Raw genomic sequence first — 26,731 nt, 5'->3', positions numbered from 1 at the left:
GATAACATGCATGTTCCTGCGGAAGCAGAGAATAAAGAAAATAATATAAATACAAAGTAGTAGGTATTTTTTTTCTGACCACAAAATATTATTCTTGTCAATAATCCCAATCACCTCAAAACTAGATTATGGAAGACTTATCACAGGTACTAGCACCAATAAAGGAGTTATTACTGTCCACCCCTTTAAAAGACAAAAGCCTGATGGCAAATGAAAATCCCATCGTGTTGAAATACGAAAAATCCTACCCGGTTGCACTATCTAATGTAACGTTTACCTTCGGTGCAGGAGCTGAGTTCGATGTCATGCTATTCAACGACGAGGACGACCAGGATGTCGACAACATCCTCTCAGTAAAGGATACAGCATTGACCTTCAATACCAGTTCCGAAACTTATCTAAAGTACACCACCGCATTGTCAGCAAAAGCAAACGGTCAGATAAGTTTGAAAGACCTGGGGTTCGATATGGATCTTACTGCGGCAGGTTCTGCAAAGTCCTTGTTTTATAAGCAACATAACAATGGCGAAGCGATCAATGCTGCCTTCCTTTCAGATATCAAATCCTTCCAGACGATCTTACGTAAGGATGATGTGCAAAGCCTTGCAGAAGGAGACGCATTAGGATTTATCGTCAATGGTAAGCTTTCAGCCAGTCTTAAAATCAGCTGGTCAAATATATTTTCACAAACCCTGTCATTCATCACCAGGCTGCTCCCTGCACCAGTAACACTTGATATCAATTTCAGTCCATCCGTCAGTGCATCTTTTGATGTATCCATTTTGGATGATTTTTCCTACATCCTTATCAAAGAAGCAGAGGATCAATGTCGAGTCGACTTCCGGCGCAAAATCGGCAAAACGATATCTGGCAGCGCGGGACTTGACATTAAAGTCGGCTTTGCAGAACCAGACCAGGTAAAGGAACAGCTCATCGCTATATATGACCAGATAAGCAAAGCGATTTTCGGCAGCGATTCAAAAGAGATCGTCAGCACCATTGAAAACTGGCAGCAAGGTATCACCGATGCCAGCCAACAACGATTGATAGAAAAACTCCTGGCATATTTTGGTCTTGAAAACGTCCCCGCATCAGCAAACGCACTGCTGGATAAAGTCCTGGCGTTAAAGAAGAAAGTCATTGACGGTATCACCTGCATTGCCAAACTAAACGTTGAATTTGGCTTCGCGTATCAATACAAGCGCATAGAAGAAAACCAGACCGTACTATCAGTAAGCCTGCCCACTTCTTCTCTGCTGAACTATCATGAGGACCTGCTGAAGTTCAAACCCGCCACATTGTTAGATGCCATGCGTAATAAAAGTGTGACCTATAAGTTGCACTCCTTCCTGCAGGAGAAAACACTGACAGTGAAACGTTCCTATGGATTTGGTCTTAAGATCTTTGATATCAACATACTTTCCAGTAGTGACTATGTAGACAATAAGATCTCTACAATTACCAATTTCACAGGTCATCAACAGGTTAAAATAGATCGTACGCTAGGGTACAAGTGGTCATTAGGAAAAGCGAAAGGTTCTATGTTAGGCGACTTTAGTGCCACCATGGAAACATATGCCAATACTACCAGTCCTTCTATCCAGGAATTCAATTTCAATTTACTCACGGAGATGATCACCGTAGATCCAAAACTCTCCATGGAAGACCTGTCGAAATACCTGGATGCAGGTGTATTATGGGGAAGTATCAGGGAGCAGGATGTACTTAATCTATCCCACAAATACGTCGATGAAGGACTCATTGGCAATAACGTCTCTATCGACACCAAACTTTCTTTCGATCATCATACCTTTTCATTGCTCCTCCAACAGATTGCAAAATATGGCTGGGGTGATTTAAATTTAAAACTCATGGCCAATGCGATGGCAGCCTCCATGAGTTGGCTGAGCATCTTTAGAAACCGTTCTTCTCCATCCATCAGGCAGGAGCTGTATGCCCCGTTGTGGTTCGAGTTCTTATCCAACTATGATATGAGTACCGAAATCAGCACCTATGGTGAGATGGCTGCTGACTATATCAAAAAGAAAGGTGATCCTCAATTAGCTTTCTTTGAAGGCAAATCGTCCAACTGGATATTTGGAGATTCATTTGCCGGCGTTATCAGGGCGACTAACTCGCTGTATGATACACTGAAGGATGCCGTCATAAGTTTGACGACATTACAGCAGATGATAAAGACGAATCAGGGATATGATAAGAAGCGGTTTGAAAAATGTCTGAATGGGTTTATGCTGGTATTTAAGCAAAGTTATTACACGCGGGTGTTGGGGCATTTCTTATTGCAGCATGCCAGTGTGTTGGGGCTGAAAGATGGGATTAATAGTACAATAACGATTGGAACCGGGGAGGATGCAAAAGCGATAACGATAGCGGCGAAGTAAGAATATAGAGAGGCTGACCATTACTTCTGGTCAGCCTTCAGTTAAGACACTGCCCGAACTCTAATGGGTAACATGGGGAAAGCTGATTGTATTAAAAGAAATGTAGAAGAATTGGTAGCCATTCGAACCCCCAAACCTGTTACAGTCGAAATCATTCATGACATGACTGCTCAATCAATCTCAATTACCATCCCCACAAAAAACCAAAAAGCCTCCAGATCTTTCAATCTGAAGGCTTAAAGCTTGCGGGCTGCGAGGGACGAAGTTCGAACCAGTTTGCAGAAGATTTATCTCATATTCACATGTTTCTTAGTGAAATTAATTACTAAAACTACTGTCCGAAATTGTACTGTGAATTGTTTGTTATCTGTTAGAATCTTAACGAAGGTGAAAATTACCTTCGTTAAGATAACGAGGGCGATAAGTAAATATAATCGCCCTCGTTTTTCTAGTAAGCAATTGCCACGATTCGTACTACAAAAAATAAATTGCGCTATGCCTAATCGGGAGAATTGTGAAAATCATTAGAGTAGAAGGATATGCCGAAGTCGGAACTGAATTGCAGATAACCAATTTGATATTCATTGTTTTATGAAATATTTTTCGTGTGCTTAGATTTGTTAATCATCATGCAATGCAATAATTTCATATCGGGTAAAGTATAAGTCTTGAAACTCCTTCACTTGAAAGTTTAATGGGAAGTGGTAGTATGTGTATTGTTCGGGAAAACATATACTCATATTATTTCCATGATCAAAGATCAAAAAAATCATGTGAGGAGTAGAATTAAAACATGATAAATGAATAGTTGGAAAGATACCGCAATACAATTATTAAGTAAAAGCTTAAAACCGATTCCAATAGAGCTAAATGAGATTGATTGGAAAACTGATATTTCAGATAACGGTAATCGGATTGCACAGCATATTTCAGCCTTTGCTAATTATCCTGGAGGCGGGTTTCTTGCTTTTGGTATTGACAACAACGGTCAGTCTATTAATTTATCCAAGGTGGCGATGGACATTATCATTCAAAAGATTGGAAATATTGCTCGCAACAACCTTGCCCAACCAATAGGTGTAGACCATTTAGTAACATGCTACTATGAAATTCCTGTTTTGCTTGTTCATATACCTGAGTATCACGATAAGCCTGTTCATATACGGGGTAAGGACATATATGAAAGCTATAAACGTTCGGCAGGTCAAACGGTGAAACTTTCCCGACAAGAAGTTAAACACTTGATAATCGGTTCTACAGGATTGGAATACGAAGACATTATTGCTGCTTCTCAAATTAATAGCGATGAGGTATTGAAAATGCTGGATTATGACCAGTATTTTATGTTGCTTGACAAGCGATTACCAGATACAAAGCAAGGTATTCTCGATTCACTTGCTGATGATGGTTTACTAAAAAAAGCAGGAGCAAACTGGGATATTACTAACCTGGGTGGTATTCTCTTTGCAAAAGATTTAAATAGTTTTAAATCTTTGCATCGCAAAATTGTTCGGGTGATTATATACAAGGATAACAGTCGTATAAATGCTATCAAAGAGGAGGGGATTTTAAAAGGATATGCTACTGGATTTGAAGGTATGATTAACTATATTATGGATCAACTACCTACAAATGAAGTAATAGAAGCCGCTTTGCGACAGCAATTAAAAATATATCCCGATATAGCTATTCGGGAGTTTGTAGCAAATGCAATTATTCATCAGGATCTATCTATTACCGGTGCAGGTGTAATGGTTGAAATATTTAAAGACAGAATTGAAATAACCAATCCAGGTACACCATTAGTCGATACCAACCGGTTTATTGATGCTGCTCCAAAGTCAAGGAACGAAACACTTGCTTCACTTATGCGTCGCCTTAATATTTGTGAAGAACGAGGTAGCGGTGTGGATAGAGCAATTGAGGTAATTGAAGAGTTTCAACTTCCAGCACCTAAATTTATCAGAGGAGATGAATATACACGGGTGATTATATACGCACCTTTACCCTTAACAAAAATGAACAACGAAGACAGGATTAGAGCTTGCTATCAACATACCTGTTTGCATTATGTCCACAATGAAGCAGTGAACAATCAGTCAATTCGAAAGAGGTTTAATATTAATAAAAACAACGTGTCGTTTGCTTCTAAAATTATTGCTGATACAATTGATGCAGGTTTTATTAAACCGTCTGATCCAGAAAATATATCGAAAAAATTCGCCTCATATGTTCCCTACTGGGCTTGAGTGAGCTTATTTCATTGGAAAATCCAATTTGGGCTATTGTAAATATAATTAATTGATATTTAACTAGTTATTATTTCATTGGAAAATCCTATAAAACATAACACATGGAGAAGAAGTAAAGAATATTGCTATTTAGGAGATAAATAAAACGTGGTATTTCGAACTTGCAAATAGTTGATAATTAATCTGTAATAAAACACAACTAAAAATAAAGAAATTCTTCAAATTAGAAAAGCCTTTAAATCCAAGGACTTAAAGGCTTTTCTAATTTATAGCGGGCTACCGGGGACGAAGTTCGAACCTGTTTGCAGATGATTTATCTGCAATTCAGGAGTTTGTCGTTGAATTCCATTTGAAAGCCTAATACATGTAGAAACATTATCGTTTCCCAACTATATGTTAACTAGTTTTTCAATTATCTTGTAAGTCACTATTGAACCATCCTTCTTACATAAATACCGATTGTAAGAAGCTTAATAGAATTATAGATGATCATGTGATTTAACCAATGCATTATTGAAATAGAAGGAAAATTAATATACAATATTCTGTTTTTCAAGGAATACGAATTTTATAAGAAATTACTATATTCGTATTGTACTATTATGATACTAGTAGCTCTTATTTATTAAAAATCCACATGGTAAGGCCTATATATATTCCAATACAAGTTAAAGATGCAATCCAAAACCATTTAAACGAATCTATAACAAGAGGTTTAAGGGCATATGAATCAGCTTTTGAGGATGAAGATGTTTTAACTGGTCATCTTTTTGGATTAATGAAAATAGATGAACAAAATGTAATTATCGATGATCTCGAAGTTGGAGGTACTTGGAAATGGAGTATTGATTATAAGAAGTTTGGAGGTCGTGGAAAAGGAGCCCCCGAATCAATAATCGGAGCAGATGGAATTTTTGAATTGTCGCTATATAGAGGTGATGAAGAAATGAAAAAGTCTCTTTTGTTTCAATCAAAACTCGACTGGCAGAGCAGGGATGAAAAATTGTACTTGCAATGTTCAAAATTAATTACTTGGCTTGGTGCCGCTACCATTATTAATTATACTCAAGATGAGCTTGAATCCTATTCAATTGAAGATGTAATTGCAAATCATGGTAGGAAACCATCTGAAATGAAACCCCTCATACAGTTATTAGGAGATGATTTTATTAATTGCTTTATTGGCGATAGCGATTTAAGATACGATGCCTTTACTAAGAGGCTGATTTGGTTGGATAGAGACAATGAGACTGTCGCGACAAAATTCAATATCAATAGAAGATTGAAGATAAATGTAACTGCACCACGGAGGTTCCCTTTTCAGGAAACGAAAATTGATAAAATTATCAGCGCTGATGAAATTAATAAACATCAACTCAATACTGATTTGAATGATTTTAATGTGGGTAATGCTAATACCTTAAAAGAACTTAGGAAAATTCAAGCTAAACTTTCAAAGGTTTTTCATCCTGACAGACATGCGTCCTTACCGCAAGCGCAAGTTGACTTGTTTTCAGAATTTATGAAACAGATTAATAATGAACTTGATAAGCAAAAAGAATATATTAAAAGAAAGAAGAGCAACAGTTAATTAATCTTTGGGGATCCTAGCAGATAGGCTGTGCTGGATTAAGCTTTTACAGATCACAAAATCATCTGGAGGCACTATAGGTTTATCCTGCATCTCTGTACAATGGTAAGATGCCTGCATCTGAGAGACAAGAAATTAATAAATTTATACAGAACTATATGGATTTTACTTTGGATCATAAAAAATAGAATTGCATTCATCGGAACTCAACTCCCCCCTCGACTAAAATAAAGAAGCCCACGCCTAGCGTAAGCGTCTTATTTTCCTTGCGGGATGGAGAGGACAAGTTTCGAACATGTTTGTAGAGGGTTTATCTAGAATTCACAAATTTGTTAGTGAAATGCCTTGACATCCTCCTTTTTAGTATTTTATCCATCATTCCAAAAATAGCTTTTTTTATAACTACTACTTTTTTTCTACAATGTCCACTTGTTAAATACCGCATCCATGAAAAATGATTCTCTTTTAGATAATAAATTCTTATAAAACTAGAGTGGATATGTTAAAACTGAATTAACCGTAATCTATTTGATATTCAGTTTTTTAGTTTATCTTTTTTTATTATCCCCCTTGATAGTTGGTAAGAAATAAAATAAATTTTGAATCTGCCCTATTTCTGCGGACAGTAAGTTAAGGTGTAAAAATCTTAATTTAGTAAAATGGCACAGAGAAAGAATTACAGTAAGGCGTTCAAGGAAGAAGCTCTTCGTTTATAGCATTTACTCCTCTCAAAAAAACTTTTAACTATACCAGACGAATAATGAAAGAATATCAGGAAATATTGGCTTGTCTTATTAATGGTAAAGAGAATTGGAGTCAATTAAAACAAGAACTCTCGAAATATAATATTTCCCAGGCTAAAGAATCTGGGAAGGATACAAGAGCAGGAAAAATCTTTGAGGTATTTACTAAATATTATTTTCTTACTTCTCCTACTGATAAAGATAACTTTAAAAATGTCTGGCTTTTTGAAGAAATTCCTCTTGTTGTAAGAGATAAACTAAAGTTAGGAAATCAAGATTATGGGGTTGATTTGGTGCTACAGGACATGGAGGATCAATTCTTTGTAGTTCAATGTAAATATAAAAATGATGAATTAAGTAGACTAAATTGGACGGCTGACAGAATTGCCAATCTTTTTGCATTTTGTCCCAATGCAAATGGATATATCGTTTTTTCCAATGCGGTTGACCTTGATACTGTTTCAAAAACTAGACATGATAATTTTACTTTCTACAATATTGCTAATTTAAATGAAATTGAAAAAGTAACTATCGAATCAATACATGCGCTTCTAACCGAAAAACAGTTGCCTAAAAAAAAGCAGTATGATCCTTTACCGCATCAGCAAACAGCAATTGAAGAATGTGTACAATGGTTTACAGAAGGAAATGAATCCAGAGGACAGCTAATCATGCCTTGTGGAGCGGGGAAAACCTTTACGGCTTTACGGATAAAAGAAAGATTACATAGCAAAAATACGCTGGTACTTGTACCATCGCTTGCCCTTGTAAGACAAATAAAAAATGAATGGGCAAAACAAAGAACGGTAGCTTATCAATATTTGTGTGTTTGTTCTGAAGTTGGTATTGACAATGATATTGACGATACAATGATTACCCACACCTATGAAATAGATACAAGAGTTACTACTGATATAAATCATGTAAAATCATTTCTCCAAAAAACATTTAATGAAAAAGTAATTTTTTCAACTTATCACTCTTTAGTTGTTATATCGGATGCCATAAAAGATTTAAATTTTGAATTTGATCTTACCTTTTGTGATGAAGCACACAAAACAGCAGGAATTGGCAATGGAATGTTTAGTTTAGTTCATGATAATTCAAAAATTCCATCAAAATATAGATTGTACTCAACGGCAACTCCACGAATAGTAAAAGAATCACTGAAAAAGCAGATAGAAGATGATCTCAATTATGCTTATGATATGAATGATCCCAATATTTTTGGGTATGAATTTTACCGAATGTCATTCAAAGAGGCAATAGAGAAGAAGATACTTGTTGATTATAAAATTGTTGTTATAGGTGTAAATGATGTAGAGTTGCAAGGATATATAAATGAACGAAGATATGTTAATGATAAACATTCAATTGATGAAATAGCAAATAACTATGCACTTGATCATGTGATGCGAAAATACAACGCTAAATATGGATTGACTTTTCATTCAAGGGTAAAATTGGCTAAGGAATTTACTGAGCGGCATTCAAAACTATTCCCAGATATAAAAGCATTTTTTGTAAGTGGGGAACAATCTACCAGCTATAGAAATACGGTTCTTGAAGATTTTAAAAACGCTGATAGCGCTATCGTGTCAAATGCGAGATGTTTAACAGAAGGTGTTGACGTTCCAACCATTGAGTTGATATTTTTTTGTGATCCTAAAAATTCAAAAATTGATATAGTTCAGGCTGCTGGAAGAGCATTACGTAGAAAGGAAGATAAAGCATTAGGATATATAGTTGTTCCAATTTATCATTCAAAAAAGTATGATGTCGAGAATTCAATTAGCACAAGTTCATTTAAAAATCTATTACAAGTAATACGTTCATTGTGTGATCAGGACGAAAGACTGCAGGATGAAATTAATTCAATTGGATTCGGAAAGGAGATGCGAAGTATTGGAAGACTTGATGTGATATATCAGCACTTCATATCTGGACAAGATACTATCATTTTGGATGGATTTGAAGAGAAACTAAGAAACTCTCTTTTTGATCAGATTATTGAGAAATCATCAAATAATTGGGATTTACGTTTTTTAGAACTAAAGGAATTTCTGAGAATAAATGGAGAATATCCTACTAAAAAGCATGATAGCGAAATATATAGTTGGGTTACTACTCAAAGAATCAGAAAAAATAATGGAACGCTTAGAATTGAAGAACTCAGAAAATTAAATTCAATCAATTTCGAATGGAATATAATTGAACAAAAATGGGAACGTATGTTTGATAAGTTTAGGGAATATGCGGCAATAAATGAATTTCCACCTTGTCAAGGTATTGACGACGATGAACTTGTAAAGTGGTATAGAATTCAAAAGAATTACATTAATGATAAAAAAATTATTTCAAAAGAAAATAGTGAACGATTTGTTGCTATAGAAAATAAGTTTCAAGGTCCTTCAAGCAGGAAAAAATGGGCTTTACCATATGAAAATCTTATTAGGTACCGACAGGAGAATCCTAGCCAATGGCCTATATATGATCCGGAAAATTCTAAATCGGAAGAGTCTCAACTAAACGTTTTTTGTCAGATCATGCGGAAAAGATATCGTAGTAACAAATTAGAGAACTATTGGTTTGAAAAATTAATTACTATTGATTTTAATTTTGAAGGTAGAACGGACGATTGGACTCAAACCTGGAAGGAAATCAAAGAACTATTGGACACTCGAAATTCAATAACATCCGAAGATCTTGGAAATAATGTCTATTCATGGATATTAAGGTATAAAAGGAAATATGATGAAGGAGCGTTAACCGATTATCATACTAAAAAGATTGAGGAACTAAATCTTGATAGGTTTTTTGAAACTTGGGAACAGAAATTTTCTAAAGTCAAAAACTGGAAAGATGTTAATGGAAGGTTGCCAACAAAAACGTCCGAAAAAAATTTGCATAGCTGGCTTAGTTCTCAAAGAATTCGTTACAATAATAATAGGTTAACAGAAAGTCAAATACAATCCCTAATATTGATTGAATATGACTTAAATGCAAAAGGTTATGAGAGAATGGAGGAACGATGGAATGAGATGTTCGAAAATGTCAGATCTTTCAAAGAGGAAAATAACAAATGGCCCTCCTTTGGAGTGAATGGCTTAGAAGCACAATTATACAACTGGTGCCAAGGTCAAAGGCAAGCACAAGCAGGGACACATTCAGGGGGGAGACGAAAGGCATTAAAACAATGGCAGGCTGAAAAACTTAATTCCATTAATTTTCATTGGTCACTTCTTGATCTGAATAATGTGGAATGGGAATCTAAATATCAAGAGCTAGAGGAATTTTTGAGTAAACAAGAGTTAGGAGAACTAAAATCTGGCACGAAATTATGGAGATGGATATACAACCAGAATCTGGCATTTGAGAAAGGGGGATTTGACGAAAGTAAAAAAGAAAGATTATTGGTATTAGGAATAGATATTACCAAGAGAATTTCTAGCGACGGAAAAGATGGATTTATGCTCTGGGCTAAAAATATTATTAAGATTGGTAAGTTTATTGAAGAAAATGGATATTACCCAACTGCAAGAAAAGATGAATTGCAGAATAAATTATATAATTCTCTTGCAAAGGCTAGAAGAGCATATAAGAATAATGAACTATCGGTTAAACAATTAAAACTAATAAGTGATTTGAATATTAATCTGGATAATTAATATTCAATTGTTCGGTAATTTAATTACAAATTCTATTCGGGGGCTCGCCCTCAATCAAGGTGACATAAGTTTCAAGTAAAAAAACTATTTGCAATAATTAATATAGGAAGGGAGGAAAATAGCAAAAAGTATAAAACGTGGTTGAAGAAGCTAGAACAAAAATAGAGAATCTGGAAGAGCGGTTTATTGAAGAAAAAATTAATCAGGAGTTGTACGAGAAATTTGTGTATAAGTTCAGCCGGGAGAAAGTAGAACTGTTAGAACATCTTCAACCAACAATAATAAACGCCTCGAACCAGGAAAAATACATTGAAATGGCTACTATTCGCGTCACGGAACTTGCATCCATGTGGGGTCCCAGTAATTACGCAGAAAAGCAAAGGTTACAATTAAGGATATTTCCGGAAGAAATCTATTATTGTAACAAGAAAAAGCATAAACCTCGAACCGAAAAAATGAATACAATGTTTGCCTTTGTTGTAAATCTGACGGGCGTTTCACAAAAAGAAGAAACCCGACTCTCTAAGATTACTCTTAAGAAATCGGGTTTAGCGGGCTGCGAGGAACAACTTTCGAACCAGTTTATAGAAAGCTTGTCTGAAATTCATAGATTTGTTAGTCAAAATCAATGAGAATATTACATATTATTTGCAACCATTATTAATATTAAATAGATCTGCCTAGATAATGGTTTACAAAAGTTGTCCTACCTTTGCTTATAAAGGGGTGTGTTTGATTAATCCCTTCTCTATCAGCCAGTTAAAAGAGTTTGTAATTTGGCTCTCAGAAAACCTTCTTTTGCTGGCTGCCCAATTATAGAAAGTATCAATTAATGACTTTGAACTTATGGTTATTGAGTGACTTTCGAGTTCTAGAAAACATGCAAAAACAGTTGTCGCTAATTCAGTAAACTCTGTATTTTGCTTCCTGAAGAGCTCGATTATGTATTGAATTCTATCGTTTAAATCACTAAAGTAGTTTTCATAATAACTTTTATAACCTTCGTGCTTTTCAAGTGGAGAAAATACATATCTAATATAATTGTCAACCTTGCATTTTTCAATAGCAAACCACTTTTGCTTTTTAAATTCTTGCCCAATTGAATGCATAAATTTATTATCAAAAGGCCCTGCCGCTTCTTTAGCATATCTTTCTTTAAGTTCCAATTCGGCAACATGTTCACATAAGTAAACTAATTTTTGAAATTTGACATTTCCTAATGTTGGCTCCTTATGCAACTTTTCAACTATTTCTGCAGCTAAAACAACTCGTTTAAAGTAAATCTGTTGTTGATTCTTCTTTAAATTCTTTTCGTATTCTTGCAAGCACGCGAGTTCATTATGCTCAGAAACAGAGGACGGTGATATTAGTCCTGCGAGCATCAACCCTTTTTCAAAATCCTCAATTGAATAACTCTTCACAATTTTATTTTTCATTGAACTCATTGATAGCTTTTTTGATTTTTTCTATCGCTCGTTCACGAATTTTACGTATAGATTCCTTTTTAACACCTAATTGAGCAGACAGATTTTGAGTAATGTCATCCGGAAGATACTTCTGAAACTTTTTATGCTCGATATCTGCAAGAATTACTGTCTGTTCTTTTTTATTAAGTCTTCCAAAGATAAATAAAGCGAAGTCTTTTTTATCTTTTAATCCTAAGGCATCAGGAGATTTTTCGACTGATTCAAATATATCATCAAAGTAGGTCTTATGGATGATATCGGTCCGTTTGTTTTCATTGTGGAAATTATTAAAAAGGCTAATAGAGATTCTTTTCAAGTAAACAAGAATCGCGGTTCGGTGGTTAGGAATTTTTATCTCATCAGCTTTAAACGATTTATATTTCCTTACTCTTTCAAACACATCATGGGCAATTTGCTTGCCAACATGAGATTCTATATTTCTTTTTTTACATATATCACAGCAGTATATTACTACCTCTTCAACAAATCTACTTACGAACTCAGCGTAGAGTTCTTGGTCTTCTTGAGTCGAACACAACTTTTCAAGTAGTTCGAGGTCGGGGATAATTGCTAATTCTAATCTGAGATTCACATTTCTCAATATTACGTACCCCAAAGCGTGACAAATTAATAAATTTTCAAATGTCACGCTTTCAGGTAAATGGGGTGAGTACTAGATGTAAATATAATTGTTTCGCAATCAATTTATTAAATAAATCAGGAAAAATTCTATGAGTAGAACACATGTTTCACACAATGATATTGAACAATACGCTAAGGAGAAGGTTAACCTCCCCAAAGAATGGGCTGATGAGTATAGGGAGCAGGCCGGTCGTGTTAGGGATAAAGTAACCACTTATTTAAATGAACACCCTGACTTTTCATTAAAAAAAATATTGTTATCTGGAAGTCTGGCAAAAGGCACTGCGCTAAAGGACTTAAATGATATTGACATGGCGTGTTATATTTCTTGCTCAATAGCTCCTTCAACCACAAGTGAACTGCTGGAATATCTTGCAGAAAGGTTGAGAAAGGCATTCCCCAATATGAAACCAGAGCAGGTTCAACCTAAAACATATTCTGTTACTATCTCATTTAGGGGATCTGGTTTAGATGTGGATGTTGTTCCAATAATCTATGAAGGTGATCCTGATTGGTATGGAAAGCTTATAAGCCAGGATGATGGATCTTTTTTAGAAACCTGTATACCTAGGCACCTTGAATTTATTAGAAAGCGAAAATCGACTCAACCAACGGATTTTGCTCAGGTAATACGCTTAGCAAAGCAATGGGTAAAACACATGAAAATTGAACGAGCGGGATTTAAATTTAAATCCTTCATGGTGGAGTTGGTCATGTCAAAATTACTTGATGAGGGTCAGGACTTTACTGAATATATCGAAGCTCTTCAGGCATTTTTCACCTATTTAGCAAAAAGTGATTTAAGAGAGTTAATAGCTTTCAAAGATTATTTCCCCGTCCCCCAAAGTTCTTCATTTAGTGAGCGGGCAAAGATTATTGATCCAGTCAATCCTAAAAATAACGCTGCTAAACTTTACACAAACTCCCAGTTAGATGCTGTTGTTGATGGAGCATTAGATGCAGGAGACGCTATTGACTCTGCACTTGCCGCCACCACGAAAGAGAAAACCGTCTATTATTGGCAAAAGGTCTTTGGTTCATCATTTCAAATTTAATTATTAACATGAGCAGTTATACATTTTCACAGACAACAACTTTTACAACTACTCACGCAAAATATCTGGCTTCAAAGGTTGCTACAGATCTTAAAAGAATTCAGCGACTTTACGGATATCCGAGTGATTTATGGATAACCCAATATGAGTCAGAATTAGTAGAGTATCTAAAGGCTGGATATTTAGATCAGGTAACTTATGGTTTTCAACGAGGCGAAAAGTGGATTGAACCTACTGTTCGCTATACCACCAATGATATAGCATCATCAACGTCTGATGATGATCCTGGAAAAATCAGACCGAATGCAGATATTAATAGTGCATATTTTACATCATATTTAGAACAGAATTTAGCGTATTTCGCACTCTCTCCTGCAGAAAGGGAAAGTTTTAAAAGTAACCTGCCATTCCAAAGAGGTGAAGCTCCAGCACCTGGCGTTAATGGGTACTTGAGTTCGGATAAGAGCTATTCCTCTGGCGGTAAATCACTAGATCGTTCATCAGTTAAAAATTTCTAACATGCAGGATAACAAACCGAGCTTTTCAGAGTTGTTTGAAAATACTGTCACCTATCCAGATGCAAATTATCGAGAACGATATAATTTGTTAGTAGGTTTGGATGAAACTAAAGAAACAATTACCAAAATATTAGGAATATTAGTTAATCCTGGAGGCATAAAAGAATGGTCAGAAAAGTACCATAAAAAAGCCAAGCTAATTACAAGTTTTGTATTACGCCGCCCACCACTAATTGTATTGGCAGGTGATGTTGGGTCGGGGAAGTCTGAACTTGCATATACAATTGGAGATGCAATCGCTCGACAGGAAAAAATTGATGTTGAATTATTTCCGTTAAGCCTTGCTACTAGAGGTCAAGGGCGTGTAGGCCAAATGACTCAACTTATATCAGCTTCATTTGACTATACACTTGATAGGGCAAAAAAGTTAAAGAATGACGGATCTAAGTCAAAAGGAGCTGTTATTTTACTGATTGATGAAGCGGATGCTTTGGCTCAATCTCGCGAAAATGACCAGATGCACCATGAAGACAAGGCTGGTGTAAATGCTTTTATCAGAGGTATTGATAACCTCGGGAATGGAAAATTTCCTGCAGCAGTTATTATGTGCACTAACCGGCCCAACTCATTAGATCCTGCTATCCAGCGCCGAGCTGCAGCGATAATTCACTTTTCACGCCCTGGTGAGGAAGCACGTAAATTAGTTCTAACTGAACCTCTTGAAGAACTTGGGTTTTCAACAAAAGATATTGAAAAATTAGTTGATTTAACTGGTCCACAAAATGGCCGGGCTTATGGCTTTACTTTTTCTGATTTGGTTCAACGATTATTACCATCATTAGTTCTGGATGCATATCCAGACAAAGCTATTGAACCTAAACGGGCTATCGAAATCACAAAGTCAATCACACCAACTCCCCCATTTAAAGAAACTTTATAAATCATGGCAAGTAAAATCAAGTTAAGGGACCTGTTTTCTGGATTGCAACTTCAGATGGCCGCACAATTAAGCACTAATCGTGAATACATTCTCCATCCTGGTTCCAAGGGAGATTCTCTTGAAGATACTTGGATTGAATGGTTGAGAAAATACCTTCCTAATAGATATTGTATAGATAAAGCAATTATTATAGATAGTACTGGCCATTTAAGTGATCAGATTGATTTGGTCATTTATGATCAACAATATACCCCATTTGTATTAACTCAGAACGGAGTTCATTATATTCCAGCAGAAGGTGTATATGCAGTGTTCGAAGTTAAACCCGACTTAAGTGGATCAGTCTCTGTAAGTGGTGATAATTTGAATTATATCGAATATGCAGGCCGCAAAATAGAAAGTGTAAGACGGTTAAAGAGGACATCTACATCAATTATTGATCGCGGTTCAAAATATTCACCTAGACCACTAACTAAAATAGTAGGAGGTATTCTGGCAAGTACTAATTCAATTGCAAAACAGGAAACGCTTGAAAAACATTTAAAATCACTTAAAGGTCTGCAAGGCATAGATATGGGTTGTGCGGTCGATTCCGGAGCATTTATTGTAAATCATCCTGAAGAGGAAGATATGAAAATTACAGATTTCTCTGAAAGAATCAACGAGTATTACCGAAACAGGACAGTTACATCCATAGAGTTTAGTAAGGCTGATGTATCGTTAGTATCATTTTTCTTCCAGTTGTTACGTTATTTACAGCAAAGTATCGGGACAGTTGCTGCTATTGATCTTAACGAATATTCAAAGGCTATCAATTTTGAAATAGATGAAGAACTATAAGGGAATTTGAGCTCTATGCCTGCGAATTGTAACATGTGGATACAAGAAGAAATATTATATCGTGCTAAACCTTTTGGCTCATTTATTAGAATGTAAAAATTAAAATATTAAATATGTCAGTAGATGAATTACTCAATCATTATAAAAAACTATTAGAAGTATATTCAGATTGCGTCATAGGTATGGAGAAAATTCTGGTAAAAGTCAAGCAAGAACAGCCTGATATCCGTAGTGTTTCCTATAAAGTACTTAATAGTCGTATGTTTACGGAAGATGAATACCTTACTAATAATACCTATCTTGGATATTGTTTTAAAGAAAAAAGTGCAATTATGCCTTATTTAATTCCATTTGTCGCAGCTTATGAAAAAAGTACTGATGAAGAAAAACAAGAATTTCAGAATCGAAAGCCTACCGGGCCTTATCAAGGTTATTTGGATGAGCTTTGGATAGAAAAAATACCTCTCCTTAATTTCTTAGAGAAACAGTTACTTAACCAAGAGTATCGAAAAAACAGACTAATAATTCCATTCCCTCCTAAAAGGAAGACTGCAACTAAACAATTAGAAAAGTATAGAGAGGATAAGAAAACGTATGAAGAAGAAAAAGATAGTATTGAGCGTTGTCGAAATGAAATAAATGAAAGAATTTCTTTGTTTAAGAAGTATTTTAAAGAGGAATTTTAATATTAGACTATTTAAGGTCTGTTTTTATGTAAATCAGCAATAAATTCAATACCAAATTCTTTATTTTCCTGATTGACAAAATAATCTTGATTGAAAGAGTAAATTTCTATTTTATCGTCAAGTATTACATGCAGCTGGTTCTCATAATTATTTGAGCGTGGATATACCCTCCACCTAGTAATAGGCCCAGCAATAGTCATTACCTGTCCGTCACTGAGCATAATTACAAGAGCATTTTCGCATTCGACGATAGTACCGAAATGAGCGGCGCTACCACCAATTACTTTCCCTTTCCATGGTCGTAAGTTAATAAAATCAAGTTGGCTCCACTGGGGCTCGCGTTCGCCATTTCCATTGTCAAATTTCACAATCTCGAAGCCTGTGTCAGTCGCTCGATAAATTTTATCTTGTATTCCCCAACTAATATGGTCTGTTTCTATACCACTTCTAAAGATGAAATTATCGGGAACCGTTCTCTGAAAGTCTCGTGTTGCTCGCTTAGAGGAACTCTCTTTTGAATTCATGTTCCATGTAAACAAAGCCATATAGGATTGACTAATAAGTGATGTATTGTAAATGCTTAAGAACGAATAATTTGCAAAAGAAGAGTGGCCTTCACTTATCTTGTAAATAGGAAATAGTGTATCCGCCTTAGGTAGTGTAATGGGGGCACGATCAATCTTATTAAATTCAAATAAGCCATCTTCTCCTGCAGAGAGTGCAATTTGTGGATACTTATTTGCTTTGATAGATAGCAACCTACAGTCCCATAGTTTAGAGGGACGAGAACTAACTGGGTTACTTAACTTACCATAACGATGAGCGCCTGTTGAATATAGGCCTGTCTCATTTATATAGTAAAGTGTGTTGCCGTATATTTCAGTATCAGTTGGTAGCAATTTTCCTGGAGTATCCTGTTGTTTTATTAGGAAATTAGCAGCCTGATCTTCAGTTAACTGAAAGCCTTCACCTCCAATAGTCTCAAACTTTCTAATGAGTAATTTTTTGAAATCTTCATCTAGGAACAACTTAGTTAAATAATAATCGTAGATGTAGCTGCTTTCTAAAAAACAATAGGTCATTGCTAATAGGTTTGCCTGATCTGCTACAAGCGATTCTACTAACTCATTCCATTTATAAACACGTAATGAACCATCAAAAGCCCAAAGGTACAATCTACCGCGGTAGATCTGGCAGTCAATGTAATCGCCTTCGATAGTTATTTTTACAGATTGCATGGTATTCCTCGTCTTAATTTATTTAAAGTCGATTTGCTGATATAGCCTAAACTTTTCCAAGTAGTAAGTACAGTCGTGTGTGGAATATCATGCTTGTTACGTAAATAATCTGCGGGATAGCCATGCCATACATCATTCTGACTACCGTCCACAAATTTGGCAATTTTAAGTTCTTCCCGCCGATTATTGTGTCCGAGTACATTCATGACATCATTTATTACATGCAAGCCCCAATAATGAGCATCAGCAAACCAATTTGAAGTGCATGAGGTAGAAAAACAAATAACCTCTTCGTCATAACTAATGCTCCAAACAGACTTTATGGGATGGCCTAACATCCTGTGCTGTGCCGATATCAGATATTTACTGTTCGTTTCTGGAGTTAGATTAATTTCTGTATTTAACTGGTAAGGCATTGAATATTGTATTGTAACCTGAAATTGAGTTGAAAGTTGTTACCTTGTAGTTCAACTCATTGTTTATATTCAGTGATTTGTATAGTTGTTAATATCCATTTGTTTCAACTCAGATAAGTTGAAACTCGATGATTATTAGATTGGGTGGTTTTAAGAAGCTAATTTTCAGTGTCTTGCTAAGCAAGGTAGCATTTAAACCAACTTTCTTTCGTTCTAAACATTCGAGGTAATAGGATTATCTCTAACCTCTAGCTTTCAATACTTAATATAGAATTATTGTCCTCAATAAAATTATATAATGCAAATACAAGCTATTTTTTATTCAGTAATTCACAAACTTCCACATTCAGAATATCAGAAATTCTAAATAATGTTTCAACAGTGGGCTGATTACGGTTTGTACACCATTTAGAAACAGCAGTTGCACTTACTCCTAGCTGCTCAGCTAACCAAATATTAGTCTTTTCTTTCTCTAGTAGTACAATCTTTATTCTATTATATTTTCTTTTTGGACCTGGCATATTGCAACTAACAAAAAAAGAAGTAAAATATTATTAATCAACCATATAACAGTAACTATAAGTTTATTTAATGACTTTAAGTTATTTTGTCTATATTAGAGGGAATTAAAATGATCTGAATGCATTCTATTGATAGCTCATAGAGGCAGATGAAATACAATATATTTAAAGCGCATTTGCTTTATCTCGCTCCTGAAAACTACGACCTTTTGGAGATGGCGGGAAATAAGGTAGATCGCTCACGTTTTCCTTATTATCTTTAAGGTCAAGACGTGGGCGTCCTTATTCGCCATCGGGGTGTCGTAGCCCTTCAGGAACGATAGGGACTAACCCACGTCTATTTTTATTTTAGGCACCCCATACTGTTAGTCCTTACAAGCAGCTATTTCAATTCCTCACCTCATAATCTATTGCTATGTCTTGTAAGTATAATGAAAATTTCTCCCCAGGATTTTTCCCTCCTATGAATATTTAAGAGGTCTGTCAAATATTACTTTGTTGATCGTTGCGATCCATTTAAGTTCACATTCATAGTGTACTGACAATATTCTCATACTATGCCACTTTAATAATGTCTCTCAAGAGATCGGATATTTTATGCCATTAACTCTCAAAATTCTGTTATGATACTTCCGCGAAACAATATAATCAACACAAGCTCCACTGATTTAGATACCATGCATAAATTTATGGGTATGCTGGCTCATGAAATGAGAACACAAATAGCTGGTATCTGTACCGCTAGTAAAATGCTCCTGAATGAGAAAGATAGGAGGGTGAATACGGATTTCTATCTTTCTCATATAAACTCGATGAGTATAAATGTATTGCATGTTTTAAATAACATGATGGCAACAAGTAACATCCAGGATGGTAAACTGGGCATTAAAACGTTATCTAAGCGCATCCAAATTCGCCACTGGTTGTAAGCATTCGACGCGGAGCATTCTTCCCTGCTAATGAACAGCATTTAACTTTGCGTTCGAAAGAATAGCAAAATGAAACAGAAAAAATCTTCATTGGCAGGCCGCCATCATTTTAGCGAGCAGGAAATCATTTCTGCTCTTGAACAATTTACTCAAGCCGGCAATATTAGTGTAAAAGAGTTTACTGCCGCATTTCAGATATCAGCTGCTACTTTTTACAACTGGAAAAAGCGTTATAGTAATCAATTGATGGAAACCAATTCACCAGGAGGGTTTGTGGAAGTTGACCTGTCGCCAGTTCAACAGGAATCAATTCCTGGAGGCATTTTTGCAGAATATCGCGGTATAATATTTTACCAGCGTGTAGAACCTTCATATCTAAAAGCCCTCCTGTAATATGTTATCACTAAGCGGTTATCGTCTTGTATTATGGAACGGTGCGACAGATATGCGTTTGAGCTTCAACGGGCTGTCAGGCCTGGTTGTTAATGAAATGCAAGAAGATCCATTTCACTATGGAACGTTATACGCATTCTTTAATCATCGTCGTACACAGGTTAAGATCCTTGGATGGGATGTTGATGGACTAGGTATCTTCTATAAACGACTGTCCAGAGGAACTTTTGGCACACCAGTCTATGATAATGAGACTAAGAAAATGGTATTGAATAAGAAAGATCTCATGCTCATATTAGAGGGAGTAGAAGTCAGATTCCGTAAACGTTACGAAAGATCTGCCAGACATCATAAAAGTTAAAAAAAATTATCAGTTTAAGGTATAAATACTTGAATGTAAAGGTACATGGTAGTACCTTTGCATTCTGTGAAACCTGAGATCATATATACATTGTCTGAAGCACTGGAACAAGTGAATGCGCTGCAATTGCAGAAGGCAGACTTATCCAATGCACTTACTCAGGAAAGACATGTATTCAGCCGTATTATCCAGGAACTCACAACTGAAAATACTGCGCTGAAGGAAGAGAAAGATCAGCTGAAGCGTTGGTTATCCAATGAGCAGGAACGCGGTATTGATAAAGACAGGAAAATTGCCGACCTGGAAGAAACTATTGTAGAATTACAGTCATCACTTGCCAGCAAAACTGATGAGGCACAGCGTAAAGAATGGCAATTAAAAGAGCTGCATGATATGCTATTTGGACAGCGTAGTGAAAAATTCATTCCTGATCCTGCAGCTACACAGACAGCCATTCAGCAGACACTGGGAATTGAATTTGACTCAACAGAAGTTGAAGCCATTATTGAACAAACAATGACATCTGCTGCTACCACGACAGCGACTTCCTCCAAAACCAGCAGAAGAAAAAAGCATCACAAGGCACATAAAGGTAGAAAACCTATTGCAACACATCTGGAGACAGAAACCATTGTATACGATCTGGCAGGAGATAAAACAGGCATGAAGCCAATGGGGAAGAAAGTAACAGTTGTGTATGACATTGTTCCCGGAAAACTCATCAGAAGAGAAGAACATTACCTTCAATATAAAGCAGAAGACGGAAAGATCCACCGCACTTCTGTACAGCCCAGGATGATAGAACGTGGGATTGTAAGCAACAGATTACTGGCCCACCTGCATAGTGAACGGTTTGTTTACTACATGCCATATTATCGGCAACAACAGCGGTTCGAGCGTTTGACAGGAGTCTGTTTTGCAGCATCTACTATAGACCACTGGGAAGAAGTTTGCTATAAAAAGCTAAAGCGGTTACTGAAATTATTGAAGAAAACATTACAGACAGCCAGCTATATTAAAGCGGATGAGACGAGTCTGAAATATCTTCATGATGAAGGTCAGGGCAAAGCCTCCAATGGTTGGATGTGGGTTTTTCATGCACCTGAACACAAACTTGTACTTTTTGAATTTCACCCAGGCAGAGATCATGAAGTTCCAAAGGAAATCCTGAAAGATTTTGCAGGAACATTACAAACAGATGCACTATCTTCTTACACCGCAGCATTTAAAGAAAACGAAAAAGTTACGTTGATGAGCTGCCTTGCGCATATCCGCCGAGGGTTCAAAAAAGCTCAACGACAAAATAAAATATTGGCAGACCAGGTACTCGTATATTTTAATATCATATACCGTATAGAAGCATACGCCAAACGTAAAGCATTTACTCCTGATAATCGGTTAGCCTTACGACAGAAATATAGTAAACCCTTCTTCGATAAGATCCGCAGCTGGTTGGATGAGCAAAAGGATATACACGTACCTGACAGCTTGCTGGCTAAGGCCATCAACTATGCAAATAATCAGTGGGATAAGCTGAACATACTATTTTTAAATGGAAGGATCGATGTCGACAACAACTCGACTGAGAGAGCTGTCCGTCCAATTACATTATTTAGGAAGAACTCACTTTTTGCCAGTAATGAGCATGGTGGCGAAAGAGCTGCTTTATTTTATTCCCTCGTAGAAAGTTGTAAACTGAATGGGATTGATCCATTCGAATACTTAAATGATGTGTATGATCGCCTACACGATTGCACCGCAGCTGAACTGGTACAGCTATTACCTCAAAACTGGAAGCCTGTCAAAGCAAAGTAATACTATCAGATTGAACCAGGAATAATCAAAGAACTAAATGATCTATTGGATTGTAGTTGCAAATGTAGCTACTGTTGAATACATAAAGAAGATGCCCCGCATCGAATGCTTACCACTGGTTTAAGGATCAGCTTCAACAGTATAAGTTAATCACAGCTACTCGTTCCGTAAAGATCAAAACCAATTTTCGACGTACAGTACCAGAGTATATTATAACAGATGAAATAAAACTAGGACAAATCTTAAAGAATCTAATAGACAACGCCCTGAAATTTGCTCCTTCTGACACAGATATTTTAATTCATATCAGTTCATTGGGGGAAACCCGTCTGTTATTCCAGATATCCAATCAGGGAGAGGGAATTCCTGCTGATAAAATTCCATTCTTATTTCAACCGTTTCAACCAATTGACGAAGGCTTAGGAGGAATGGGCTTAGGTTTATATATCAGTAAACTGTATGCGGCATCGTTAGGTGGTGACCTTATACTTGCGAATAGCGACAAAAAGGGAACTACTTTTTTATTTTTAATCGATACACAATTTCAAGCTACCTCAATTGCTAATAACTTAAATCATTAATATGGAGACAACAATTTTTCAACATCTTACAAAGTCACAGATTGAACAACTTGTACATTTAATACAAAAGATTGTCCAGGCATTTTCTCCAATAAAAATAATATGCTATGGTTATCGAACTACTACTATTAGTGATTGGAGTTGCTTTTCTTTTGGAGATGCCCGAGTTATACCAACATTTCCTACTTATGATTTGATGATTGTAATCAAGGATGACGAAAAAAGACAGCATCATGAAATAATTGAGATTGCGGAGCAGTTTGCAATACCACATAATTGTAATATCTCCATTATTGTACAACAATTGAACACTGTCAATAAGGGATTGGAGCATGGCAAACGGTTTATTTCTACTGTATATAATAATGGGATAACCCTATACAACTATGGTTCCGCTTTATCAATTCCACGGCAGGAAATGGAAATAGCAATGTTGAAAAAGCTTATAGAGGATCACTGGCAGAACTATTTTGGTATGGCAAATTGTTTTTTAATGACAGCGAATTATTGTTTCGAGAATGGTTGGAAAAAGCAGACAGTTTTTGACTTACACCAATCAGTGGAACATGCCTGCATTGCTATACTAAGGGTTTGCACAGGTTATCGACCAACTACTCATAATCTTTCCAGATTATTAAATCTGATATGTAATTTCTCTCAGGAATTAATGGTTATTTTTCCACGTACTACAAAGGAAGAAATTGATCTTTTTAACATACTGAATAGAGCATATTCTGAAGCTCGTTACAATGAGAAATATTCGGTGTCTGAAGATGTTGTAAAAATAATAATGGGAAGGGTTACTACATTATTAGGCTTAATTGAAAAGTTATACGAAAGGAAATGCACTAGCTTAAGATCTATACTTCCTGTTAGTTTCCCATTAAATATAGAAAGTCAATGAGCCACCCTGAAAACAGTAATCGTATAACTGAGCAAAGATTAAACTATTTCGCGCAATGCCTTGGAGAAGAATTGTATTTACTACGTAGAGGTCAGAATAAAAGCATAAAAGTTGTTGCGAAAGATACAAAAATGTCTCCCAGCATAGTCAGCAAAATAGAAAAGGGATTGTATGAAAATTTTTACTTATCAAGACTACTCCGGATCTGTAAATATTACAATGCCGATATGAGAGATCTAATAAGCCGTGCAGAGTATAAGGATCGGAACAATACTATTTGAACATGTTTTCAAATGAAAGCAAACAGTGCTCAATTATTTTTAATCGGCATTTATTATGTTTTCAATCAGTTTTCAAATGTCTACTGTCTCGTCCTTAAATAGGTTTACACCGTGGTGAGATAATCCTGTTTTTAGTTTACAACAGATGGCCGGTCTGCCTAATTAGACATAATTGGACATAATCAGGTAAAATTCGACATAAAACTACACAAATCGACATAATCCGGACATTGCCTTTTTCGACGGTGGTAATTTTGTAGAAAAAAAACTATGACTAAACTCACAAGACAGGTATTTGATATACCGGCCAATATTATGCTGGATGTATGTAGTTTAATTTGCGAACACGAACTTGAGCATACCATCATGGAAGTAGATGAGGATGAAGATACAATCAGTCTTGAATTACAGTATAGTAAACAAGACAGGAAAGTAATTCATAAGATAGAGGATATGATAGCTGATAACAGTGATGGAGAAGATGATGATGACGAGGACGAAGAAGATGATGATGACCAGGATGAATAGTAGTATCCGTAATAGGGAGTGTAATTAATTTTATACTCCCTATTACAATATGAGTATTATTTTTTCATTTTAATTTCTTCTTATGTGCAACACTGAGTTAAATGAACCATCAAAGAATTCTGAAAGCCTTAATATATCAGACCCTGAACTTTTAATAACACTTAAAATATTCGCGAGGATCCTACTATCTGTTAACCACTCAGAACCCATTGAGACACCAGTTGTAGATCTTAATCCAACACCTGAAAAATTAGCCGCATGAGTATTATTAATGCTTTTAAACAATTTGGAAACTATTCCAAAAAACAGCCTGTTAAAGTGGCCGCGCAAGCTGCTGTGGTATATACCAGGGTATCCAGTAAGGAACAGGCAGACCATAATTTAAGCCTGGATGTTCAGCGTAAATCAATCGAAGAATCTGCCCGTAAGAATAATTTGGGTATCATAGGCTACTTCGGGGGTACTTATGAAAGCGCGAAAACCGATGGCCGTAAAGAGTTTAACCGGATGCTGGACTTTATTAAAACCCGCAAGGGGAAAGTGAGTCATATATTAGTTTATACACTTGATCGTTTCTCTCGAACAGGAGGTGCTGCTATTAAATTAGCCGAGGAATTAAGGGAGAATTATGGTGTTACCATATTTGCGGTAACTCAGCCCACAGATACATCTAATCCTAGCGGTGTATTGCATCAGAATATCACTTTTTTGTTTAGTCAGTACGATAATCAACTGCGTAAGCAAAAGGCAGTAGCCGGGATGATAGAAAAGTTTGACAAAGGTATTTGGGTTACTAAGCCACCACAGGGATATGATATAGTGAAGATTAACGGCCAGCGTAAAATTGTTGTAAACGAGGTAGGTAAAAAGATCAGAAAGGCATTTATCTGGAAGGCTGAGGGTATGAAGAATGAGGAAATTATTTCAAGGCTGAAGGCTATGGGAGTAAAAATGTATAAGCAGCAGTTAACTAAGATATTTAAACGGCCGTTCTATTGTGGTATGATTAACCACGGTTTATTGGAAGGTAAAATAGTCGAAGGTGATCATGAAAAGATGATCAGCCCTGAAATCTTTTTAAAGGTGAATAACATTCATCAGGGCTCAGGAGGATATGGAGTACCACACAAAAAGGAACAAGACGCTGTGCCCCTTAAAATCTTCATTAAATGTGATACCTGCAACCAGCCATTTACAGGTTATGTAGTCAAAGCAAAATCACTGTGGTATTACAAGTGCCGAAAGGATGGCTGTAAATGCAATAAAAGCGCCAAAAGGATGCACGAACTGTTTGAGCAGTTACTAAGTCAATTCTGTTTTGAAGATAATCAGATAGCATCCCTTAGAAAGGTACTTATTGAGGAGTATTACGATATGAACAGGGAAAATTTGGAACAACAGAAAATATTAATAGCCCAATTAAAAGAAGTCGATAACAAGATCGACGGCTTGGAGGAAAGTAGGTATGTATTAAAAGAAATAGGGCAGGAGACGTTCGATAAGTTTTATTCCCGGTATAGTAAAGAGCGGAATCTTATTTCCACCAAACTGGAAAAATGCACCGGAAGTATTTCGAACCCTGAAGAAGTAATCAACCAAGCCATCTCTCTTTCTTCCAAACTCGCTATGGTATGGCGTTCCAGTGATACAGGCGCAAAGGAGAAGCTCCAAACTCTCATATTCCCCAACGGAATCATCTACGACCGCCAAAATGAGGCATTTCGAACCCCAAAAGTAAACCACATTTTCTCACGGATTGCCCATCTATCGGGCATTCCTACCCAAAACGAAAAAGGGACCGATCATCTTTTCGATAATCAGTCCCTCTTGGCGGAGAAGAAGGGATTCGAACCCTTGAAACCCTTTCGAGTTTACACACTTTCCAGGCGTGCCAGTTCAACCACTCCTGCACTTCTCCATCGGTTGAATTTTATTTCGGATGGCAAAGGTAACCTTTCCCC

General features: G+C 36.1%; 22 protein-coding genes, 1 tRNA gene and 1 pseudogene. 18 read left to right on the top strand and 6 right to left on the bottom strand.

The genetic code is table 11. From position 1 onward, the window contains the following. The first annotated feature begins 128 nt into the window (after positions 1–128). The 5 genes from SIO70_RS02955 to SIO70_RS02935 all read left to right on the top strand — a co-directional run bounded on the left by SIO70_RS02955 (position 129) and on the right by SIO70_RS02935 (position 11,288). Positions 129–2,402 (top strand): hypothetical protein, encoded by a 2,274-nt coding sequence (locus tag SIO70_RS02955; RefSeq protein WP_320579293.1) that lies wholly within the window; start codon positions 129–131, stop codon positions 2,400–2,402. A gap of 800 nt (positions 2,403–3,202) precedes the next feature. Further along, the gene (locus tag SIO70_RS02950) at positions 3,203–4,651 is read left to right on the top strand and encodes an ATP-binding protein (protein ID WP_320579292.1); all 1,449 of its coding nucleotides are present in this window, start codon (positions 3,203–3,205) and stop codon (positions 4,649–4,651) included. Between the two features lie 640 nt (positions 4,652–5,291). Next, a complete protein-coding gene (locus SIO70_RS02945; RefSeq protein WP_320579291.1) occupies positions 5,292–6,245 on the top strand; it encodes a hypothetical protein in 954 nt (317 codons plus the stop codon). A gap of 760 nt (positions 6,246–7,005) precedes the next feature. Further along, positions 7,006–10,656 carry a DEAD/DEAH box helicase gene (locus tag SIO70_RS02940; protein WP_320579290.1) on the top strand — a complete coding sequence of 1,217 codons (3,651 nt, stop codon included), beginning with the start codon at positions 7,006–7,008 and terminating at the stop codon, positions 10,654–10,656. 137 nt (positions 10,657–10,793) lie between these two features. Next, on the top strand, positions 10,794–11,288 hold the full coding sequence (locus SIO70_RS02935) for a hypothetical protein (RefSeq protein ID WP_320579289.1): 495 nt from the start codon (positions 10,794–10,796) through the stop codon (positions 11,286–11,288). Between the two features lie 84 nt (positions 11,289–11,372). Here the strand turns inward: SIO70_RS02935 and SIO70_RS02930 are convergent, their stop codons facing one another. Together SIO70_RS02930 and SIO70_RS02925 are read right to left on the bottom strand one after the other, a co-directional pair. Continuing rightward, entirely contained in the window at positions 11,373–12,101 is a 729-nt protein-coding gene (locus SIO70_RS02930) for a hypothetical protein (protein ID WP_320579288.1), read from the bottom strand. Next, complete coding sequence (locus tag SIO70_RS02925; protein WP_320579287.1) at positions 12,082–12,714, bottom strand: hypothetical protein; 633 nt, start codon at positions 12,712–12,714, stop codon at positions 12,082–12,084. The genes SIO70_RS02930 and SIO70_RS02925 overlap by 20 nt, the downstream gene beginning before the upstream one ends. 139 nt (positions 12,715–12,853) lie before the next feature. On the opposite strand from SIO70_RS02925, the gene SIO70_RS02920 reads away from it, so the two are divergent. The 5 genes from SIO70_RS02920 to SIO70_RS02900 all read left to right on the top strand — a co-directional run bounded on the left by SIO70_RS02920 (position 12,854) and on the right by SIO70_RS02900 (position 16,803). Further along, positions 12,854–13,819, top strand: a complete 966-nt coding sequence (locus SIO70_RS02920) for a CBASS oligonucleotide cyclase (protein WP_320579286.1) — start codon at positions 12,854–12,856, stop codon at positions 13,817–13,819. Between the two features lie 8 nt (positions 13,820–13,827). After that, positions 13,828–14,337: a hypothetical protein gene (locus tag SIO70_RS02915; protein WP_320579285.1), complete on the top strand. Its 510-nt coding sequence runs from the start codon at positions 13,828–13,830 to the stop codon at positions 14,335–14,337. 1 nt (position 14,338) lies between these two features. Further along, on the top strand, positions 14,339–15,277 hold the full coding sequence (locus SIO70_RS02910) for an ATP-binding protein (protein WP_320579284.1): 939 nt from the start codon (positions 14,339–14,341) through the stop codon (positions 15,275–15,277). 3 nt (positions 15,278–15,280) lie between these two features. Beyond that, a complete protein-coding gene (locus SIO70_RS02905; protein ID WP_320579283.1) occupies positions 15,281–16,117 on the top strand; it encodes a DUF6602 domain-containing protein in 837 nt (278 codons plus the stop codon). Positions 16,118–16,230: 113 nt separating this feature from the next. Further along, positions 16,231–16,803: a hypothetical protein gene (locus SIO70_RS02900; RefSeq protein WP_320579282.1), complete on the top strand. Its 573-nt coding sequence runs from the start codon at positions 16,231–16,233 to the stop codon at positions 16,801–16,803. 11 nt (positions 16,804–16,814) lie between these two features. Here the strand turns inward: SIO70_RS02900 and SIO70_RS02895 are convergent, their stop codons facing one another. From SIO70_RS02895 to SIO70_RS02885, 3 genes are all read right to left on the bottom strand, one after another. Beyond that, positions 16,815–18,041 (bottom strand): hypothetical protein, encoded by a 1,227-nt coding sequence (locus SIO70_RS02895; protein ID WP_320579281.1) that lies wholly within the window; start codon positions 18,039–18,041, stop codon positions 16,815–16,817. After that, positions 18,029–18,457 (bottom strand): hypothetical protein, encoded by a 429-nt coding sequence (locus SIO70_RS02890; RefSeq protein ID WP_320579280.1) that lies wholly within the window; start codon positions 18,455–18,457, stop codon positions 18,029–18,031. Before SIO70_RS02890 ends, SIO70_RS02895 begins: the two co-directional genes overlap by 13 nt. A 311-nt stretch (positions 18,458–18,768) precedes the next feature. Next, positions 18,769–18,978 (bottom strand): helix-turn-helix transcriptional regulator, encoded by a 210-nt coding sequence (locus SIO70_RS02885; protein ID WP_320579279.1) that lies wholly within the window; start codon positions 18,976–18,978, stop codon positions 18,769–18,771. Between the two features lie 998 nt (positions 18,979–19,976). On the opposite strand from SIO70_RS02885, the gene tnpA reads away from it, so the two are divergent. The 8 genes and pseudogenes from tnpA to SIO70_RS33330 form a co-directional block, all read left to right on the top strand. Continuing rightward, entirely contained in the window at positions 19,977–20,300 is a 324-nt protein-coding gene (gene tnpA / locus SIO70_RS02880; RefSeq protein ID WP_320579278.1) for an IS66 family insertion sequence element accessory protein TnpA, read from the top strand. Position 20,301: 1 nt separating this feature from the next. Continuing rightward, positions 20,302–20,661, top strand: coding sequence for an IS66 family insertion sequence element accessory protein TnpB (gene tnpB, locus SIO70_RS02875; RefSeq protein WP_320579277.1), 360 nt, complete (start codon positions 20,302–20,304; stop codon positions 20,659–20,661). A gap of 45 nt (positions 20,662–20,706) precedes the next feature. After that, positions 20,707–22,476: an IS66 family transposase gene (gene tnpC / locus SIO70_RS02870; protein ID WP_320579276.1), complete on the top strand. Its 1,770-nt coding sequence runs from the start codon at positions 20,707–20,709 to the stop codon at positions 22,474–22,476. Between the two features lie 149 nt (positions 22,477–22,625). After that, positions 22,626–23,057: an ATP-binding protein gene (locus SIO70_RS02865; protein ID WP_320582084.1), complete on the top strand. Its 432-nt coding sequence runs from the start codon at positions 22,626–22,628 to the stop codon at positions 23,055–23,057. Between the two features lies 1 nt (position 23,058). After that, a complete protein-coding gene (locus tag SIO70_RS02860; protein ID WP_320579275.1) occupies positions 23,059–23,961 on the top strand; it encodes a HEPN domain-containing protein in 903 nt (300 codons plus the stop codon). Further along, positions 23,958–24,242, top strand: a complete 285-nt coding sequence (locus SIO70_RS33335) for a helix-turn-helix domain-containing protein (RefSeq protein WP_414017899.1) — start codon at positions 23,958–23,960, stop codon at positions 24,240–24,242. The genes SIO70_RS02860 and SIO70_RS33335 overlap by 4 nt, the downstream gene beginning before the upstream one ends. Before the next feature lie 270 nt (positions 24,243–24,512). Continuing rightward, a complete protein-coding gene (locus SIO70_RS02855) occupies positions 24,513–24,770 on the top strand; it encodes a hypothetical protein (protein WP_320579274.1) in 258 nt (85 codons plus the stop codon). A gap of 258 nt (positions 24,771–25,028) precedes the next feature. Continuing rightward, a pseudogene (locus SIO70_RS33330) lies at positions 25,029–25,805 on the top strand (recombinase family protein); the annotation flags it as partial. Positions 25,806–26,598: 793 nt separating this feature from the next. On the opposite strand, the gene SIO70_RS02850 reads toward SIO70_RS33330, so the two are convergent. Continuing rightward, positions 26,599–26,688 (bottom strand) — tRNA-Ser (locus tag SIO70_RS02850). Between the last annotated feature and the right edge of the window lie 43 nt (positions 26,689–26,731).

Origin of the sequence: Chitinophaga sancti, assembly GCF_034087045.1 — a bacterium.
Classification (GTDB): Bacteria; Bacteroidota; Bacteroidia; order Chitinophagales; family Chitinophagaceae; genus Chitinophaga; species Chitinophaga sancti_B.
Note: the sequence above shows the minus strand (reverse complement) of the source record. Positions and strands in the feature narration are given on the sequence as shown.

Bases quoted from the DNA above. Each gene is read 5' to 3' on its own strand.
- SIO70_RS02955 (WP_320579293.1), top strand. From the start codon at position 129: ATGGAAGACTTATCACAGGTACTAGCACCAATAAAGGAGTTATTACTG.
- SIO70_RS02950 (WP_320579292.1), top strand. From the start codon at position 3,203: ATGAATAGTTGGAAAGATACCGCAATACAATTATTAAGTAAAAGCTTA.
- SIO70_RS02945 (WP_320579291.1), top strand. From the start codon at position 5,292: ATGGTAAGGCCTATATATATTCCAATACAAGTTAAAGATGCAATCCAA.
- SIO70_RS02940 (WP_320579290.1), top strand. From the start codon at position 7,006: ATGAAAGAATATCAGGAAATATTGGCTTGTCTTATTAATGGTAAAGAG.
- SIO70_RS02930 (WP_320579288.1), bottom strand. From the start codon at position 12,101: ATGAGTTCAATGAAAAATAAAATTGTGAAGAGTTATTCAATTGAGGAT.
- SIO70_RS02920 (WP_320579286.1), top strand. From the start codon at position 12,854: ATGAGTAGAACACATGTTTCACACAATGATATTGAACAATACGCTAAG.
- SIO70_RS02915 (WP_320579285.1), top strand. From the start codon at position 13,828: ATGAGCAGTTATACATTTTCACAGACAACAACTTTTACAACTACTCAC.
- SIO70_RS02910 (WP_320579284.1), top strand. From the start codon at position 14,339: ATGCAGGATAACAAACCGAGCTTTTCAGAGTTGTTTGAAAATACTGTC.
- SIO70_RS02905 (WP_320579283.1), top strand. From the start codon at position 15,281: ATGGCAAGTAAAATCAAGTTAAGGGACCTGTTTTCTGGATTGCAACTT.
- SIO70_RS02900 (WP_320579282.1), top strand. From the start codon at position 16,231: ATGTCAGTAGATGAATTACTCAATCATTATAAAAAACTATTAGAAGTA.
- SIO70_RS02895 (WP_320579281.1), bottom strand. From the start codon at position 18,041: ATGCAATCTGTAAAAATAACTATCGAAGGCGATTACATTGACTGCCAG.
- SIO70_RS02890 (WP_320579280.1), bottom strand. From the start codon at position 18,457: ATGCCTTACCAGTTAAATACAGAAATTAATCTAACTCCAGAAACGAAC.
- SIO70_RS02885 (WP_320579279.1), bottom strand. From the start codon at position 18,978: ATGCCAGGTCCAAAAAGAAAATATAATAGAATAAAGATTGTACTACTA.
- tnpA (WP_320579278.1), top strand. From the start codon at position 19,977: ATGAAACAGAAAAAATCTTCATTGGCAGGCCGCCATCATTTTAGCGAG.
- tnpB (WP_320579277.1), top strand. From the start codon at position 20,302: ATGTTATCACTAAGCGGTTATCGTCTTGTATTATGGAACGGTGCGACA.
- tnpC (WP_320579276.1), top strand. From the start codon at position 20,707: ATGGTAGTACCTTTGCATTCTGTGAAACCTGAGATCATATATACATTG.
- SIO70_RS02860 (WP_320579275.1), top strand. From the start codon at position 23,059: ATGGAGACAACAATTTTTCAACATCTTACAAAGTCACAGATTGAACAA.
- SIO70_RS33335 (WP_414017899.1), top strand. From the start codon at position 23,958: ATGAGCCACCCTGAAAACAGTAATCGTATAACTGAGCAAAGATTAAAC.
- SIO70_RS02855 (WP_320579274.1), top strand. From the start codon at position 24,513: ATGACTAAACTCACAAGACAGGTATTTGATATACCGGCCAATATTATG.